General features: G+C 70.8%; 13 protein-coding genes and 2 pseudogenes. 5 read left to right on the top strand and 10 right to left on the bottom strand.

Annotation, left to right across the window (positions count from 1 at the left end; translation table 11 throughout):
- Positions 1-366: 366 nt before the first annotated feature.
- A pseudogene (locus tag IF28_RS39770) lies at positions 367-447 on the bottom strand (hypothetical protein); the annotation flags it as partial.
- Positions 448-809: 362 nt separating this feature from the next.
- Here IF28_RS39770 and IF28_RS0105985 point away from each other — a divergent pair.
- Positions 810-1,343 carry a DUF5994 family protein gene (locus IF28_RS0105985; RefSeq protein ID WP_030215019.1) on the top strand — a complete coding sequence of 178 codons (534 nt, stop codon included), beginning with the start codon at positions 810-812 and terminating at the stop codon, positions 1,341-1,343.
- Here IF28_RS0105985 and IF28_RS0105980 read toward each other — a convergent pair.
- A complete protein-coding gene (locus tag IF28_RS0105980; RefSeq protein WP_030215015.1) occupies positions 1,311-1,712 on the bottom strand; it encodes a DUF5994 family protein in 402 nt (133 codons plus the stop codon). The genes IF28_RS0105985 and IF28_RS0105980 overlap by 33 nt on opposite strands.
- Before the next feature lie 370 nt (positions 1,713-2,082).
- Between IF28_RS0105980 and IF28_RS0105975 the strand changes: the two genes are divergently transcribed.
- Positions 2,083-2,652 carry a DUF5994 family protein gene (locus IF28_RS0105975; RefSeq protein WP_051713657.1) on the top strand — a complete coding sequence of 190 codons (570 nt, stop codon included), beginning with the start codon at positions 2,083-2,085 and terminating at the stop codon, positions 2,650-2,652.
- A gap of 296 nt (positions 2,653-2,948) precedes the next feature.
- Here IF28_RS0105975 and IF28_RS0105965 read toward each other — a convergent pair whose 3' ends face one another.
- The 6 genes and pseudogenes from IF28_RS0105965 to IF28_RS0105940 form a co-directional block, all read right to left on the bottom strand.
- Entirely contained in the window at positions 2,949-3,989 is a 1,041-nt protein-coding gene (locus IF28_RS0105965; RefSeq protein ID WP_030215006.1) for a fatty acid desaturase family protein, read from the bottom strand.
- Between the two features lie 100 nt (positions 3,990-4,089).
- Entirely contained in the window at positions 4,090-4,605 is a 516-nt protein-coding gene (locus tag IF28_RS0105960; protein ID WP_051713656.1) for a DUF5994 family protein, read from the bottom strand.
- Positions 4,606-5,007: 402 nt separating this feature from the next.
- Positions 5,008-6,735: a SpoIIE family protein phosphatase gene (locus IF28_RS0105955; RefSeq protein WP_030214993.1), complete on the bottom strand. Its 1,728-nt coding sequence runs from the start codon at positions 6,733-6,735 to the stop codon at positions 5,008-5,010.
- 343 nt (positions 6,736-7,078) lie between these two features.
- Positions 7,079-7,230, bottom strand: a pseudogene (locus IF28_RS40360) (TerC family protein); the annotation flags it as partial.
- A 329-nt stretch (positions 7,231-7,559) separates the two neighbouring features.
- Positions 7,560-7,925 carry a hypothetical protein gene (locus tag IF28_RS0105945; RefSeq protein ID WP_030214991.1) on the bottom strand — a complete coding sequence of 122 codons (366 nt, stop codon included), beginning with the start codon at positions 7,923-7,925 and terminating at the stop codon, positions 7,560-7,562.
- Between the two features lie 14 nt (positions 7,926-7,939).
- The gene (locus IF28_RS0105940; protein ID WP_030214989.1) at positions 7,940-9,196 is read right to left on the bottom strand and encodes a helix-turn-helix transcriptional regulator; all 1,257 of its coding nucleotides are present in this window, start codon (positions 9,194-9,196) and stop codon (positions 7,940-7,942) included.
- 165 nt (positions 9,197-9,361) lie between these two features.
- Here IF28_RS0105940 and IF28_RS36985 point away from each other — a divergent pair, with 165 nt between their 5' ends.
- The 3 genes from IF28_RS36985 (at position 9,362) to IF28_RS0105915 (ending at position 12,716) form a co-directional block, all read left to right on the top strand.
- Positions 9,362-9,733, top strand: coding sequence for a hypothetical protein (locus IF28_RS36985; RefSeq protein ID WP_063829307.1), 372 nt, complete (start codon positions 9,362-9,364; stop codon positions 9,731-9,733).
- Between the two features lie 782 nt (positions 9,734-10,515).
- A complete protein-coding gene (locus IF28_RS0105920; RefSeq protein WP_234324965.1) occupies positions 10,516-11,973 on the top strand; it encodes an asparagine synthase in 1,458 nt (485 codons plus the stop codon).
- Positions 11,970-12,716, top strand: coding sequence for a class I SAM-dependent methyltransferase (locus IF28_RS0105915; RefSeq protein WP_030214982.1), 747 nt, complete (start codon positions 11,970-11,972; stop codon positions 12,714-12,716). Before IF28_RS0105920 ends, IF28_RS0105915 begins: the two co-directional genes overlap by 4 nt.
- Before the next feature lie 14 nt (positions 12,717-12,730).
- Here IF28_RS0105915 and IF28_RS0105910 read toward each other — a convergent pair whose 3' ends face one another.
- Together IF28_RS0105910 and IF28_RS39765 are read right to left on the bottom strand one after the other, a co-directional pair.
- On the bottom strand, positions 12,731-14,473 hold the full coding sequence (locus IF28_RS0105910; protein ID WP_030214980.1) for a relaxase/mobilization nuclease domain-containing protein: 1,743 nt from the start codon (positions 14,471-14,473) through the stop codon (positions 12,731-12,733).
- The gene (locus tag IF28_RS39765) at positions 14,470-14,988 is read right to left on the bottom strand and encodes a plasmid mobilization protein (RefSeq protein ID WP_078620888.1); all 519 of its coding nucleotides are present in this window, start codon (positions 14,986-14,988) and stop codon (positions 14,470-14,472) included. Before IF28_RS39765 ends, IF28_RS0105910 begins: the two co-directional genes overlap by 4 nt.
- Positions 14,989-15,239: the final 251 nt, after the last annotated feature.

The following is a 15,239-nucleotide window of genomic DNA, read 5'->3' as shown; positions in this document are numbered from 1 at the left end:
GCGAGCAGGGACCGGCGCGTGCACGGCGGTGCCCCGGGGGGACGTGTGCCCGTCCTTACACCGGTTCGTGCCTGTGGCGGCACCTGTCACCGTTGGGTACGGGTCCCTCGCCCATCGGCCCCACCTGTCCGCGCGGTCCCGCCGCCGTCGTCGGGCGCGGGCTTCGGACTTCTCCGTCGTTGTCGGGCACGCGGTCGTCCAGCGCGGTGGCCATGAGGACAGCGGCGGCTTCCTCGGTCGCGTCCGGGGGGCCACGGGCAGAACCCGGCGGCCGATACCGGGGGAGAGCAGGGCGTCCCGCTCCGGGGCGTGCGGCGAGGCAGGGGCTCTGTGCAGGCGTACGACCTGGTTGGCGACGAACATGCGCCCCGGTGCCGCCGACCAGGCCGCGGCGTCCGCGATGACACCGGTGATGTCGCCCCACGCGCTCGGCAGCGCGGCGAGCATCTCGGGGAGCTGCGTCAGGAGGTCGTACCAGCCCCCGCCGACCTGCGAGCCCGCGAGTGCGGGCTGGGGTGCGCAGGGCGAACTCAGGCTCTCGGCTCGGCGAGCGAGGAACTTGAGGCGGCCCACCACAGTTGACCTGCGCAGGTCTTGTTGCGCGGCGATGGGCGTGAGTGCTTGGCGATACCTGTTTCGACGGTGTTCGTCCATGCTGAAGGACACGGTATGTATAGAACGTCGCGACAACGCGCACGCGGCCGTGACGGCGAGGACCTCGGTGATTCTGGGATTCCGGCCGCTGTCAGCCGAGGAGTACCGTGAAAGCAGGAGGACGGTTTGCCATTCCTGGGAGGCAGGCGAGTGCGATGTCCGACCCCGACCCCCCGCGGGTGACCAGACTCCTGCCCGACGCCGTGCACCAGGCCGTTCCACGACCGGGAAGCGCGGTGGTGCGGCTTGAGACAACCCGTGACCGGAAGGGTGCGCTCGATGGCGCGTGGTGGCCCCGTTCCCGCGACATCACCGGCGAACTTCCCAGTCTCGTCTCCGCGCTGTCCGAGTATCTTGGGCCGATCACACGTGTCGGACTGGACAGTGACGCCTGGGACGGACTGCCGACGCGGATGACGATCGACGGCCGCGTCGTCCACATCGATTCCTTCCCGGTCGGAGACGACACCGTCCTCATCACCCGGGGCGCCAATGATCTCTTCTCGCTGCTGGTGGTTCCGCCGCACACCGCGCTCGACGCGGCGCGTGCCGCCATGGCCGCGGCCGTGCGCGCCGGCAGTCAGACGCCGGCGGAACAGATCCTCATCGACACCGGTACGGAAGGCGTGGGCCCGGGGCAGGCCCCCCACGCTCTTCTACACCACGGCCGCCATGAGCCGGGCCGCTGACGACGCGCTCGTCGGGGGCGGCACCACGAGGAGATCCCAACGGCCCGCGGTGTAGGACTGCAGCAGGATCCTGTGCGGGTTGAGCAGCTCGGCGAAACGGTCGACCGCCACCTCGTAACCATTGACGACGACCCCACCGTGCGGGACAGGCTGCCAGTGGCGGGGATTGACGGCCACGTGGGTGAGCCGGCCCCACAGCGGATCGATCACGTCGGCGAGTTCGCCGAGTTCCCGTGCCAGGTCGCGGGTCCGTGGCCACCAGGCGCCGTCCGGGCGGCCGAAACAGCTGGCGGATCCGAGGACGAGGCGCGCGGCACGTGGCCGGAACGGTGCCGTGTGCGGACGGAGCGGCGTGGTGTTCAAGGTCATGATGAAAAGCCTGACTGCGGGCCTGCGTCGACCGACGGAGCGCCCGGTGGTGGGTGATCGAGGGCGGGACCGGCGGCGCCGGTGCGCGAAAGCCCTCGACGTCTCAGGCTACTCCTCGATGCGCCCGGACAAGAGGCATCGGCCTCATCGGCTGGACTCCAGCACGACCGGGCCGGGTGCGCCACACGTGACGTGTGCCTGGGGGCCTCCAGGACGTCATGACGACCCTCGGCGTACGACCCGCTCGGGCGCCGCGAAGAGTACGCTGAACCCACCGGGGACACTCCGCGCACGGACATACGCGCCTGTGCCGTTCTCGGTGATCGAATACGCCGGGTCGGCTCAGGCCCGCCCGGGTCAGGTTCGCGTGATGACTGCGACCGTCTCCCCTCCGCTGACGTCCCAAGACCGGCGCCCCGCGTCGCCTGTGCGTTTGTCACTCGCTCCCGCCGGTTCCGCACCCGCCCTGCTGGACGGCGCCTGGTGGCCGCGTTCGCGTGATCTCACCGCCGAACTGCCTGCCCTGGCGTCCGTTCTCGATCCGCTGTGGGGGCGGATCACGCGGGTCACGGTGAATCCCGCCCAGTGGCCGGTCGTCCCGCGCAAGGTGGCTGTCGCCGGGCACGTGGTGAAGGTGGGCTGGTTCCGCTTCGAGCAGGACGAGCACGAACTCCTGTTGCTCTCCTACCACGTGGGTCGCTGGAACCTGCTGGTCGTCCCCCCGCGGACGGATCCGGCCGCGGCCATGTGGCTGATGGCGGCGGCCAGTGACCCGCGCCGGACCTCCTCCGCGAGCAGCCTGGTGGCGGAGGCCGCGCGACTGACGGTGACCGCCGAGGCCGACCGCACCGGGGAAGCGGTGTGGGAGTCCGAAGGGGGACACGGAGCCGGTGCTCTGGTTCTTCCCGCGGGACCGGGCGGTCACCGCGGCGTCGGCTGACCTGCCGGAGAGGGCGTGAGGACCGTGGACATCCTTGTGACGGTGATCGTGCTGCTGGCAGTGATCGCCACAGGCGCGTTCCTCATCCACCGGCTGAACTCTCAGCACGGGGACAGGGGCGCCGCCTTCCACTACGGCCGTGGCGGTGTCGTCGCGCCCGACCGGAAGACCGACGAAGGGCCGACCGTACGCCGACGGGGCTCGGCCGCGAATGACGCCGGCGAACGCCGGGACCGTGGGGGCGGCCGACGCGGACGGTTGCGCCCTCGGCGCCGTACCCACGGCGTATCGGCGCGTTAGGCGCGGGCGCGGGTCCGTCGGAGCGGGGCGCCGGCTTCGTGGAGGCTGGTGAGCGCCAGCCGGTAGGAGGCGACCAGGCCCGTCTCCGCGTAGTCCACACCCAGGTCCCGGCAGTACCGCCGGACGATGGCGCGGGCCTTGCGCAGGTTGGGGCTGGGCATGCTCGGGAACAGGTGGTGCTCGATCTGGTGGTTCAGCCCGCCGAGCACCAGGTCGGTGAACCGGCCGCCGTTGACGTTGCGTGAGGTGAGCACCTGGCGGCGGAGGAAGTCGGGGCGGTCGTCGGCCGTCAGGATCGGCATCCCCTTGTGGTTGGGTGCGAAGGCCGAACCGAGGTAGACGCCGAACAGGCACTGGTGGACGGCGAGGAAGGCGATCGCCATGCCGGGCGGCAGGACCCAGAACAGGGCTGTCAGGTAGACGGCGCAGTGCGCGAGGAGCAGAGTGCCGTCCAGTGTCCGGTGTTTGAGCCGACGGTTGGCCATGGCCCTGCCGCTCGCCACGTGCAGGTTGAAGCCTTCCAGCGTGAGCAGGGGAAAGAACAGGAACGCCTGCCAGCGGCCGAGGAGGCGGGGCAGTCCGGTGGCGGCACGGGCCTGGTCCGGGGACCAGACGAGCAGGTCGGGGCCGATGTCGGGGTCGAGGTCCTCGGTGTTGGGGTTGGCGTGGTGACGGGTGTGCTTGTCCTGCCACCAGCCGTAGCTCATGCCGATCGACGCGCCGGCGATCCGTCCGGACAGCTCGCTGGCCCGACGGCGGCGGAACACCTGCCGGTGGGCCATGTCATGGGCGACCAGAGCGACTTGTCCGTACATGACGGCCAGGAACGCGGCGATCGCCAAGGTCCACCAGGAGGCGCCGACGAGGACGAACGCGGTCCATCCGGCGGCGTAGAGCCCGGTCACCGCAGTGATCCGTGACGTGTAGTAGCCGGGGCGGCGTTTCAGCAGTCCGGCATCCGCGATCTTCTTCGACAGCTGGGCGAAGTCGCTGCCGGGAGTGTCGGAACGTGTGGCGGTGGTGGTGGCCGTGGTCATGAGGAGGTCTCTCTGAGAAGCGGGCGGATGACTCGGGTCGGTCCCCAGGGCGAGTCGGGCACGGGAGCGGGGGCGTACACGGACGTGCCCGCGGCGGCTCCTACCACCGAGGGGCGCGGGTTCCCCGCCCGGCGGGTCTCACACGGCCGCGCGGATCTGCCGCCGTCGTCGGGGACGGGGGCCGCGCTTCTGCGCCGGCGCCGGGCCGTCGGTCGTCCAGGGCGGCGGCCGTGAGGAGAGCGGCCGCTTCCTCCGTCGCATCCGGCGGGATCACCTGCAGGTCCCAACGGCCGAGCCCGGGGGAGAGCAGGACGACCCGGTCCGGGGCGTGCGGAGAGGCGGGGGCCTTGTGCAGGCGTACGACCTGGTTGGCGACGAACATGCGCCCCGGTGCCGCCGACCAGGCCGCGGCGTTCACGGTGACGCCCGTGATGTCCCCCCACGCGCTCGGCAGCGCGGCGAGCATCTTCGGGAGCTGTGTCAGAAGGTCGCGGGAGTGTGGCCACCACACTCCGTCGATCCGGCGCGGCAGCGCGCCGTGCGGCGCGAGACGCAGGCGGACGAGGGGGAGGGGGAGGGGCAGGGTGGGCGGTGCGGTGGGGACTGTGGTGATCACGTGGGTTCTCTCTGACGAGGTGGGTTGCCCGCCTGTTCGGCGGGGCACGGCGGCCTGCGGTCCGCCTGCCCTGCCGGGGCAGCGCCGGAGGTGGCCGGGGGATCCGGGTGCTGGAGGTCGTGCCTGGCCGCTCTTGCCGGAAGGAAGGCGCCGACGACCAACGCGGGTTCGCGGGAAGCGAGTCGCCGGGCGTATACGCGGTGGAGGGGGAGACCCTCCCGCGCGGTGAACGCCGGTGGATACCCGAGGGTGGAGCCGGTCCGCCACCGGCGTGCCTGATGCCCTCGGCCTCGTCAGCGTACTCCTCGGTGCGTAAAGACGGCGTGACAGCCGGTCATCGGTGCCGTGGGAGCGGCGGTGGGCGCCTCCGCGGCGCGGGCCCGGACCGACGGCCACCGCGTTTCATGGCGGCGGTACGCGCAGGGCGAGCAGGGCCACGTCGTCGGTGCTGCCGGGCGGCAGGTGGGCGAGGATGTCTCCGCACAGCCTGTCCAGCGGTTCGTGGACGAGCGCGAGGGCGTGCCGGCGCAGCTCCTCCAGGCCCGTGTCGAGGTCGCTGCCCGGTGTCTCGACGAGTCCGTCCGTGTACAGCAGCAGGGTGGAGCCGGGTTCCAGGGGATGCGTGGCGTCCGGTCGGCCCGCGCCGCTGACGGGCCCGGTGCCGAGGAGCAGTCCCTGGCCGGCTTCCAGGTAGCACGCGGTGCCGTCCGGGGAGAGGAGCAGCGGAGGCGGGTGCCCCGCGCTGGTCCATCGGAGCGTCCACGGTCCCGTGTCCGGGTCGCCCTCGACGCGGGCGAGGATCAGGGTGGCGAGTGGGACGGTGGTGATGACCGGCATGGCGGCGTCGAGGCGGTCGACGACGGCGCCGGGCGGTCCCGTGTGGTCCCAGGCCAGCGAACGCAGGATGCCGTGCAGTTGGGCCATGCCAGCCGCCGCGGTCAGGTCGTGGCCCACGACGTCACCGATGACCAGGGCGAGCGCGCCGTCCTTCAGGATGAAGGCGTCGTACCAGTCTCCGCCGACCTGGGAGCCCGCAGGTGCGGGCTGGTAGCGGGCGGCCAGCCGGAGGCGGCCCGGCCGGGGCAGCGGGGCGAGCAGGTTGCGCTGCATGGCCTCGGCGACGGCACGCTGACGGCCGTAGCGGCGGGTGTTGTCGATGACCACGCCGACCCGGCGGCCGACGTCGCTCACTGCCGCCAGGTCGCCTTCGTCGAAGGGGTGCGCCGGGTCGGTGCGCACCACCGTCAGCGCTCCGGTGATCCGGTCCCGGGCGCCGAGTGGCACCGTGACGGCCGAGCTGGCGCCCACCGCGGTCAGAAAGCCATGGTGGAGAGCGGCCAGAGGAGGGTGTCCGGCGGCCGGGGTGACGGCAGCCACCCGTTCCTGGAGTACGGATTCGCCACTGGTCAGCGCCTGGCCCAGCGGCGAGTCCTCCTCCTCACCGGCCTCCTCCGCGGCGGGTACGCTCCGGCCCTGGAATCCGGCGTCCCGTCCCTCCGGACCGGTCACCGCCACCCGGTGGACCTCGCCGGAACCGGTCCGCAGGTCCACCGCCGCCCAGTCGGCCAGACGGGGCACGAGCAGGCGGACCAGGCGGGCCAGCGCCTCGTCGGTCTCCAGGGTCTGCCCCAGGACTTCCGTGATCTCCGCGACCAGGGACAGCCGCTCGTTGAGGTCCTCCAGGGCGCGTGTGCGTGCCGTTCGCTCCCGGTGGATGCGGCGGTCCCCGGTGACATCCGTGAACAGCAGTGCCATGCCCTTGACGGAGCCGTCCTCCATCAAGGGGGACGCTGACCAAGTGACGGCCAGCAGGCGCCCGTCGGCCCGCAGGTATGTGCCGCCCTCCCCTTGCGCACCCTTCCCCTCGGCCAGCGCGTGGAGCAGTGGGCACCGGTCACGCGGCACCTTGTTGCCGTCCGCGTCCCGGTGCAGTAGATCGTGTGCGTCGGCGCCCCGCATCGCCGCGGTCGTGCGGCCCAGCAGCCGCTCGGTTGCCGGGTTCGCGGCGATCACCCGTCCGGCTGTGTCCAGCACCAGCACCGCCGTGCCCAGCCGCTCGACGACCTGCCGCCAGAAATCCGGCTCGCCCACCGGCCACGCCCCCACGTCATCACCCACCGCATCGCGCACGGACCCTCCAGAGGCTGCCTTCCCGTCGATGGTGCTCCGACGCGGTCCTGCTCGCACGACACCGGGGCAGTCGGCGCACACCGCGCGGGCACGGCCCACGGGCCAGCCAGGTATGTCCGGACCAGGGGCAGTCGTCATCCCGCCGTCTGTCCAGACGCCGGGTCTCCCGGGCGGTTGGTCGGCTCGTCTGCGGAGAGCCGTACCCCGCGCCGTCCTCGCCCCGGTCCGTGAGGAGCGCGGCCCGGCCTGGGCACGGGCGTCGGATGCTCAGGACGACGGACGTGGCCAGGACCGTGACGAGGACGGCGAGGTCGCAGGCGACGGGATCTCCGGGATGCTGTTGGCCCCTGCTGAGGTAGCGGAACCGGTCCAGCAGGCCGACGGGGAGGAAGTACAGGGCCACAGGCCGAGAATGGTGAACGCGTTGCTGGTGTAGACGATGAAGACGTCGTCGCTGACCGTCAGGACGGCGAGCACGCTGTTCACGATTACGACGGTGTTGCGGCGGCTGTGGGGCCGGCCGCGATGATGACAGTCAAAGCCTCGGCGGTCGTGGGGGAGGAAGCCCGTCCCGAGTCGGGACAAGAGGTTTGTCCCGAGTCGGGACATGACGCCCGTCCCGAAAAGGGACAGCCAGAGACCCCGCGGAACGCGCGCATGCTCAGCAGGGTCCGCCCGCTGACCGGCCTCCTCGCCGCGCCGGTCCAGCAGGCGCTGAGCCGCGACGCGGCGGCCGGAACGAGCCACGAAGGGAGGGGCCGACCGACGCTGCGGGAGGCCCGGCGGTTGCGCAGGCCGACTCGAACGGGAATCCCGGCGTGCGACTACTTCATGGCGTCCTCGATCGCCTCGAAGATGTCCGCGTCGGTCTCTTTCTGCCAGTCGGGCAAGTCCGGCCAGTCGGCGACGTAACCGGGCTTCGGGTCTTCGAAGTGCTTGTACATCTGCGCGGTCCAGCAGGTGGCGACGAAGCGGCTCTTCTGCTCGCGGGTGAGGCGGGAGGCGTGGCTGTTGGTGAGGTCGAGGAACTGGCACACCTGGTCATGGACGGCGCCGGCGGCCTGGCGCTCCCACTCAGGGGTCTCTTCCCAGGGGGTGACGTAGCCGGGCTTGGGCTCGCCGGGGAAGTGCTTGCGCACTCCGGTGATCCAAGCCTCGCGGAACAGTCGGGCGCCCTCGGACTGCGACATGCCTTCCCCTCTCGTCACGTCGTGCACAGTGCGTCGATCTCGGCGCCCAGCTCCGCCACACGAGCGTCGCGGGAGAGCGGGCCGAGGTCGGTTCGTAGCCCCTGAAGTTTATGGGCGACGTAACCCGAGGAGGTCGTGTGGGCGAGTCGCAGCGCCTCCCCGCCGTAGGCGAGTACTTGGTCGGGGTCCTGGCGCCGGGCGCCAATGGCCGCGAGGTCGGTCAGTACCGCACCGCGTCGGCGGAAGGACTGGCCGGAAGCGAGGATGTCCTGGCTGAGCGCGCTGCTGAGTGCCTTCTCGGCGAGGTCGAGGCGTCCAAGCTGGAGATAGCGCGCGCCACGCTCTTCTGCGAGGCGGGAGCCGTCGAAACGCAGCCAGCCACCGTTGTGGGCCGCCCCGCTCAGGCCAGTCACCTTCTCCGCCTCGTCCAAGGCGCGTTCGCAGGCGGAGAGGTCGCCGAGTCCGGCGTACGCCTCGGCTTGGACGGCAGCGACCCAGTAGCGGGTGGACAGGGAACCGTCCCCGCGCCTTGCCACCTTCTCGGCGGCCGACAGCGTGCCGACTGCGTCGGCGTAACGGCGTTCGTACAGATCGACGTAGGCGTGGCGGACGAGGGCACACGCCCACAGGTCGTAGGACTTCGCCTCCTGGCTGGCAGAGGCGGCGAGCGTGTAGGAGGCGGCGGCGTCGGTGTAGCGGTTGCCGTCGAAGGCCAGTTCTCCGGCGAGCTGGAAGAGATCGCCGGCCGCGCCGCACAAAGCCTGTGCTTCGGCCTCGGGCCGCCCGTCAAGGGTCTCGTTCAGGGCGGTGAGCTGGTCGCGGACGACGGGGTAGACGGAACGCTTGGCGCGGGCGAGTTGGTAGACCTGCCACAGGTGTCCGTTCATGCGCAGGAAGTCGTCGGACATCCCGCGCAGCGCGCCCTCCGCGAGGGCTGCGCCCTCGTCGGGGGATAGGGCCACCAGGGCACTGGTGACGGTGATGGCGCGCAGGAACTGGCGTCGGATCATGTCGTCGAGGTCCCCTGAGCCGTGGTGGTCGCGAGGCGGCGGCCCTGCCGACTCCGGTCGGGCTGCTCGTGGCTGTCCCACCAAGGCGTCGAGTTCGTCAAGGTCGAGGTGGAGCAACTCGGCCAGCCGTGGTCTCAGTGGCGGCTGCGGGGTGGTGGTGCGGCCTTCCCAGCGGCCGACGGTTCGTCGGTCCACGCCGAGGGTGTGCGCGAGCTCTTCCTGACTGTAGCCCAGCGCCCTGCGCCTCTCCGCAAGCCCCATGCCGCCCCCTTTCCACGCATCAACCCGCGTCTAACCCGACGGCACCGGGCTGTCCCAGAAGTGTCCCAGGACTGCCCCGTGGATGCCGTGGTCCGCGCCACCGCGAGCCGCTTTTCTGGACGTTGTCAGGCACGACAACGGTGGAGACCGGAGAAGGGGTGCGATATGGCAGCAGGAAGCGTCACGTCGTCCGAGGCGGCTGGAGTGTCGATCGTCCTGGAGGCGGTCGACGAGGCCGTGGACACTGCGCTGGCCATTCGCCTGATGATGCCCGAACGCCCGGTGATCGACGCCACGACCCGAGACCTGGTCGGTCACCTGAGAGTGCTGATGGCCGAGGAACTCGGCTTTGACGAGGACCCGGCCGTCCAGGCGCTGTTCCGAGAGGGCTACCGGGTCCTCGACCTGACGCGCCGGCCGACGGAGCAGTCCCCCCACTTCATCGCCTACCAGTACATGCGCGACGTCGGCGCGCTGACCAGACGCTTCGCCGACGTCTACCGCGCGACCCGGAAGAAGGACCAGGACGATGGCTGACCAACCCCCAAGCGAGCTGCCAGTGCGCTCGCCTGGCGCCACCCTGCCCGACCAGGAACGAGCACGACGCGTCTTCATCGGCCGCCCCGGCCTTGCGCCGACCGTGGGGCAACAGCGTGGCGAGGGCCAGGACGTGCAGTGAAAGGCCAGGCCACGGTCCAGGTCATGTACATCGCGTGTGTCCTGGCGCTCGGGGGATCGATCGTGGTGGCGGTGTCCCGGGGATGGTGAGCCGGCGACGCAGCAGGCGAGGTCGCCCCTATGGCTGGCGGCAGTGGCTGCTGTCGGCCCTGATCATCGTCTCCACTACCCCGGTCGCCTGGGCTCTGTGGCACTTCGCCCCCGGCTGAGAGACCACCGGTCCGTTCCCGACCTACCGACTCCCGCTCTGGCCGAGCGAGCCCTCAGGAAGACCCGGTCCCCACCGGGGAAGGGCTCAGCCGCTCTCCCCCTCGGCCAGAGCGGGCCCCCACCCAACGCGCTCCCGTCCAGTTCGCCGTGAACGCCGGCGGCAGGGACGGGTCCGGGCTCCGCAGCTCGCGGGGACCGTCCACCCACTCCGCAGGAGGAAAGGAATCGCCATGATCATCGACGAACTCTTCACGGGAGACCTGGTCACCGGCGTCCCCAGCATGGACGCGGCGCTGCGCGACAAGATGCCCGGTGGTGGCGACAACAACGGGGACCACTGCAGCTGACCGGCCGGTGAACGCGGCGGAGCAGGGCCTGGTGTCCTGCTCCGCCGCTCCGTAGAGGAGGGGAGCGGAGTGCTCTCGTTTCGTGTGCGACTGGCAGACACCCGGGACGCCGGCTGGCGATGGGACACAGACCGCTGGGCCAAGGGGGAGAGCTGGATCCGGCCCGCTCACGCAACCGTCCTGTTCGCGGACCTCATACCGGGCGACGGATCGAGCGTCTGTGCGCTGGTGCGGGAAGATAGAGACGGCGAAGCCGACTACACGTCGCTGCTCGTCCGGCCCGACGAGATCCAGGTCTCGGCGGGAGTGCTGGGTATCGTCCCGCTGTACCTCACCGCTGTCGGCGACGAGGTCTTCGGGTCGTGGGACATCGTCGACCTCCGGCCGCACCTGCGGCCTGACCGGCTCAATCCACGAGCGGTCGCCCGCACCTTGAGTCGCCAACACCGCTACAGCACCGACACCCTCTTCGACGGCGTGTACCGACTCACCGAACGCGCTACCGCGGTCTTCACGCCAGCAGGGCTCTCCATCCTCTACCCCGAGCCCGCCCAGCACGTCCTGGAACCCCGCAGCCTCCGTAGCGGAGTGGACCCCGTGACCGCGTTCGACGCACTGCTCACCGAGGACGTGGCCGAGTGGCGATCGACGGCCGACCGCATCGGCGTCGAGGTGTCCGGCGGAGCGGACTCGGCCAACGTGGCACTGTCCGCCGGCGCGGCCGGTTTCGGCTCTGTGCACACCTTCGGACTGCTCATGGGCGGTCGGATAGGCCAGCTCCAACGAGACCGGCACCGCTCCCTGGTGGACCACCTGGGATTGCGCGACACCGCCGTGCCGGCGATGCAGCACCCGCCCTTCGTGCCTGGAGGCGTGAGGGAACGCAGACGGCCGCACGATCCGGCAGGCGCCTTCTACCAGGAAGCGTTCGACGTCGTGCGCGGGCACGTGGCCGCACATGGCTGCGAGCTGATCTTTACCGGTGGCGGCGGGGACGAGGTCAACGCCCACCACTCGCGTACGGAATCCGGACTTACGCCGAGGGAGCCGGTGCCGTGGCTCGGCGACAAGGCCACTGTGGCGCTGGCCCAGGTGAACGAGAACCTCGCTCCCATCCCGGTCCTGCCTGTGCCCACGCTCATGGCCTTCGGTCTGCACAACCCGGCGTACGTGAGACTCGGTATCTGGCCGGTGGCACCGCTCGTCCAGCCCCGGATGATCCGCTTCATGGAGCAGCTGCCGCACGAGTACAAACGCGACAAGAGGATGTTCCGCGACCGGCTTCGGCGGGCGGGTCTGCCCGAGTCCGTCGCTGCTCCGACCGAGCCGGAGAACTTCCTTGCGGTCATGGAGTCGGGACTGCGCACCTACGGGCTCCCTCTCCTGGACGAGATGCTGACCGATTCCCTGCTGATCGATCTCGGCTACGTTGATGCCGACGCCCTCAGCCGGGCCCGCGACCACGCCGAGCGGACTCCCGCGGTGCCTGACCTGCTGTGCGACACACTTGCCCTGGAAGTCGGACTGCGGAGCCTCGCATGAGCGGCCTGGACATCGCCGAACCCAGACACCTAGCAGCCTCCAACCTCTTTTACCGAGATCCCGCCCTGTACGACAGAGTGCAGTCCGACAGCACCAGCGCGAGCACCTGCCGGGCGCTCGTCGACCGGCACTGCACGGACGCCCGCACTCTGCTGGACCTGGGCTGCGGGACTGGCAGGGACCTGGAGCTGCTGGCCCACTACTTCCACTGCATGGGCGTCGAGCTCCAGCCCGGCCTGGTCGACTACGCCCGCCGCACGCGGCCCGGCCTCGACATCCGCCTCGGCGACATGCGCTCCATCCGCCTCGACCACACCGCTGACGTGCTGACCTGCCTGGGAAACTCCCTCTCCTACGTGCACGACAACCAGGACATCCGGGCGGTCTTCCGGACCTTCGCAGCGCACGCCCGTCCTGGGACGCTCCTCGTACTCTGCTGCTCCGTAGCCCCGATCGAGCGTGATGAGCCGCAGGAAACAGAGGTCGAGACCGGATCGGGCACGGCCCAAGTGGCCATCACCTACGAGTGGGACCTGCGGGCCCAGATGAACACCATGCGTCGGCACTGGGTGTTCGACTCAGGCGAGGAAACACGGGACGTGATCCGTCGACGTGTCCTCGGACCGCGTGAGCTGGAGCTGTACGCGGCCCTCGCCGGCTTCGACGTCCTCCAGATCACCGACGGGATCGGAGCAAACACGTTGCACGGGCCTACCGCGTACACCGTGGCCCGGTACAGGTGATCAGGACGCGGTCGTCAGCGCCCACGGCGGGGATCGTTCCCTGTCGGGCCGGGCGCCGACTGCGTGGTGGGCGCCGAGTGCGAGGCGTGCCGGTTGACTCGGAGGGCCGTGGCGTTGCGGTCGTCGGGTAGAGCGGGCAGGTGAGCGCTGCGGCGCAGGCGCCAGACGAGGACGTCGCTCATGGATCCGGCGGAGCGTAGTTCGCGCCGTGCCGTGGCTTCGGTCAGCAGGGCGGCCGGGTCATGACCGGCCCTTCGGGCGTCGTCCAGTGTGGCGGCCAGGGCGGGCCAGCCGGACTCAGCTTGGATCTGGTCGGCCAGCGCCGGCAGCACTTGGTGGAGCAGGTTCGCCTGCTGTTGCCGAACACGTGGAGTCAGTCGCCGGCCTCGCTGGCTCAGTGCGGTCATGGGCTGGACTGCGGCGGCCTGATAGGCGGCGCGGAGGTGCTCGGCGGCTTGCCGGGCGGCGGCGGCCTGCTGGCTGTGGTGCTTCCTGGCGTGCCACTTCGCTGCGGCGGTCACGACGAAGAAGGCCATGTCGATGAGCATGGCCGTGGAGGCGCCGTCTTCGCCCCGGTCCAGGACCGGCCCGCTGTGGACGAGATCACGGGCGGCTTGTCGCAGGGCCCGGTCGTGCCCGCGTACTGCCTTCACGTGGGAGCGGCTCGCGCGCTCGAACGCGGAGGCTGCATCGCGCAGTTCAGCCCGGGTGTGGGCGGCGGAGGTCTTGGCCAGCGCGTCAAGGACCTCTCCGGTCGCGGCGATCTGGGCTGCTGCAGTGCCGTCGTCGCCGTGGTCGATCACCATCAGGGTCTGCCACGTGGCAGCCGCGGCCCGCCGCCGCGCGAAGGCGGGGCCTGTCACGGGCGGCAGTGCAGGCTGATCCGGCCATGAGCGGTCGATGGCGGTGGGCGTCTCCGAGGGCCGGCTCCAGCGTTCGCGGACACGGGGCAGGGACAGGTCGGGCGCCAGCCTGGAGCCTGAGTAGAAGACCGGCTCGCCGTCCTTGTTCCGGTCATCAGGGAGGGCGACCTTGTACCCGAGGAGATCGCCGGAGGGCGCGAGACGCTTGCGGATCAGCAGACTGGTGGCGGCGAGGCGGTCGAAGAACTCGTCCGTCGAGGCAGCACCGGCCACTGCCCGGCGCACGGACTCACGGAGTTCCTCCCGCGCGGTGCGCTCCCGGCCTTCCCGCTGGGCCTTGTGCCGTTCGGCGCTGGACGGACGACGGGCCGCGGTGCCATCGCCGGTGGCGAGGCGGCGCAACCCGTAGTCGATCTCGATCACGCGGGCCTCGGCTTGGGAGCGCCTGCCGTCCCCACGGATACGGGCTTGGCGGCCGTCCTCTCGTACGACGGTGGCGATGATGTGGATGTGGTCGTCGGCGTGCCGAATCGCTGCCCAGCGGCAGGCGGCGTCGTCACCGTCGGGAGCGATGCCGGTGGCGGCGACCATTCGGCGCGCAATCTCGCCCCACTGGTCGTCCGACAGGACCGGGTCCTCAGGAGCGGCGCGTACCGACAGGTGCCACACGTGCTCGGCGGGCCGGCGGCTCTTCGGCAGGGCGTTGACCGGCTGGTCGAGCAGCCGCTGGAGATCGCCGTACGTGGCGTCGGGATCGCGCCCTGGATCAGGGGTGAGGCTGTCCCAGGCGGCCACCAGGTGCGGGTCTGTGTGTTCTTCGTGCGTGCCGGGCCCATACAGGTAGTGGAGGAGGCCGATCGTGCGCGTGCCTCTTGTGTGGACGCGGGGGATCACCCGGCCGTCCTGTTGTCCAAATGGTGCTGGGTGAAGGCGTCGACGCGCTTGGCGGTGCGCTGGACGGCGGCGAGGACCGCCTCTGCCTGCGGTGCGTCGGCGCCAGAGTTCAGCGCCTTGGCCACCTGGTTGAGGTTGTTGCCGAGTTGCCCGAGATGGCGCCGCAGCGCGAACAGCTCCTGCAGCATCTCTCGCTCGCCCGCTACGTCCGCAGCGGTGCGACCGAGGTCGCGGGCGGCGTCGAGCGCGGCGCGGGCGAGGAAGCCGGCGACGCTCATGTGGCACGTGGCGGCTGCTCGGGCGAGCAGTTGGTACTCGGCATCGTTCATGCGGCAGCTGGGCTGGTGCAGGCGCTTGTTCTCGTCGCGCAGGCGTTCGCGCTGCTGTAGGCGGGGCTGCGACGGAGAGCTGCGCGCGCAGTCGATGCTGTGGTTCGCGTGTGGCTCTTCCCCACCGGTTTGCGATCCGTCCTCGGTCGCAACCGGATGGATCGGCGCCTCCAGGAGCCGATCCATTCCTGCCGCTCTCGGGGCAGGAGACGCAAGAGCATTGCTCCCCTCGGGAGCAATGCTCTTGCACCAACTTGCTCCGCCGGAGGCTGAGATGGTGGCATCCTGACGCACGTCGTCGGGAGTGTGCTGATGTGGTTGGTGCATGGGTGCTTTCTGGATGGGTTTTCTACGGCGAGAACCCGTAGTGGCGGCCGTACGCGGCCGGCATCCGGCGGGCTCGTTACGGGACCGCGTGGGGTGGTGGGCTCCAGGTT

Source organism: Streptomyces sp. NRRL WC-3626 (assembly GCF_000718785.1).
GTDB classification, from domain to species: domain Bacteria; phylum Actinomycetota; class Actinomycetes; order Streptomycetales; family Streptomycetaceae; genus Streptomyces; species Streptomyces edwardsiae.
This window is presented reverse-complemented; position numbering and strand designations above follow the sequence as displayed.

Bases quoted from the DNA above. Each gene is read 5' to 3' on its own strand.
- IF28_RS0105965 (WP_030215006.1), bottom strand. From the start codon at position 3,989: ATGACCACGGCCACCACCACCGCCACACGTTCCGACACTCCCGGCAGC.
- IF28_RS0105985 (WP_030215019.1), top strand. From the start codon at position 810: ATGTCCGACCCCGACCCCCCGCGGGTGACCAGACTCCTGCCCGACGCC.
- IF28_RS39765 (WP_078620888.1), bottom strand. From the start codon at position 14,988: ATGGATCGGCTCCTGGAGGCGCCGATCCATCCGGTTGCGACCGAGGAC.
- IF28_RS36985 (WP_063829307.1), top strand. From the start codon at position 9,362: ATGGCAGCAGGAAGCGTCACGTCGTCCGAGGCGGCTGGAGTGTCGATC.
- IF28_RS0105945 (WP_030214991.1), bottom strand. From the start codon at position 7,925: ATGTCGCAGTCCGAGGGCGCCCGACTGTTCCGCGAGGCTTGGATCACC.
- IF28_RS0105940 (WP_030214989.1), bottom strand. From the start codon at position 9,196: ATGGGGCTTGCGGAGAGGCGCAGGGCGCTGGGCTACAGTCAGGAAGAG.
- IF28_RS0105975 (WP_051713657.1), top strand. From the start codon at position 2,083: ATGACTGCGACCGTCTCCCCTCCGCTGACGTCCCAAGACCGGCGCCCC.
- IF28_RS0105915 (WP_030214982.1), top strand. From the start codon at position 11,970: ATGAGCGGCCTGGACATCGCCGAACCCAGACACCTAGCAGCCTCCAAC.
- IF28_RS0105980 (WP_030215015.1), bottom strand. From the start codon at position 1,712: ATGACCTTGAACACCACGCCGCTCCGTCCGCACACGGCACCGTTCCGG.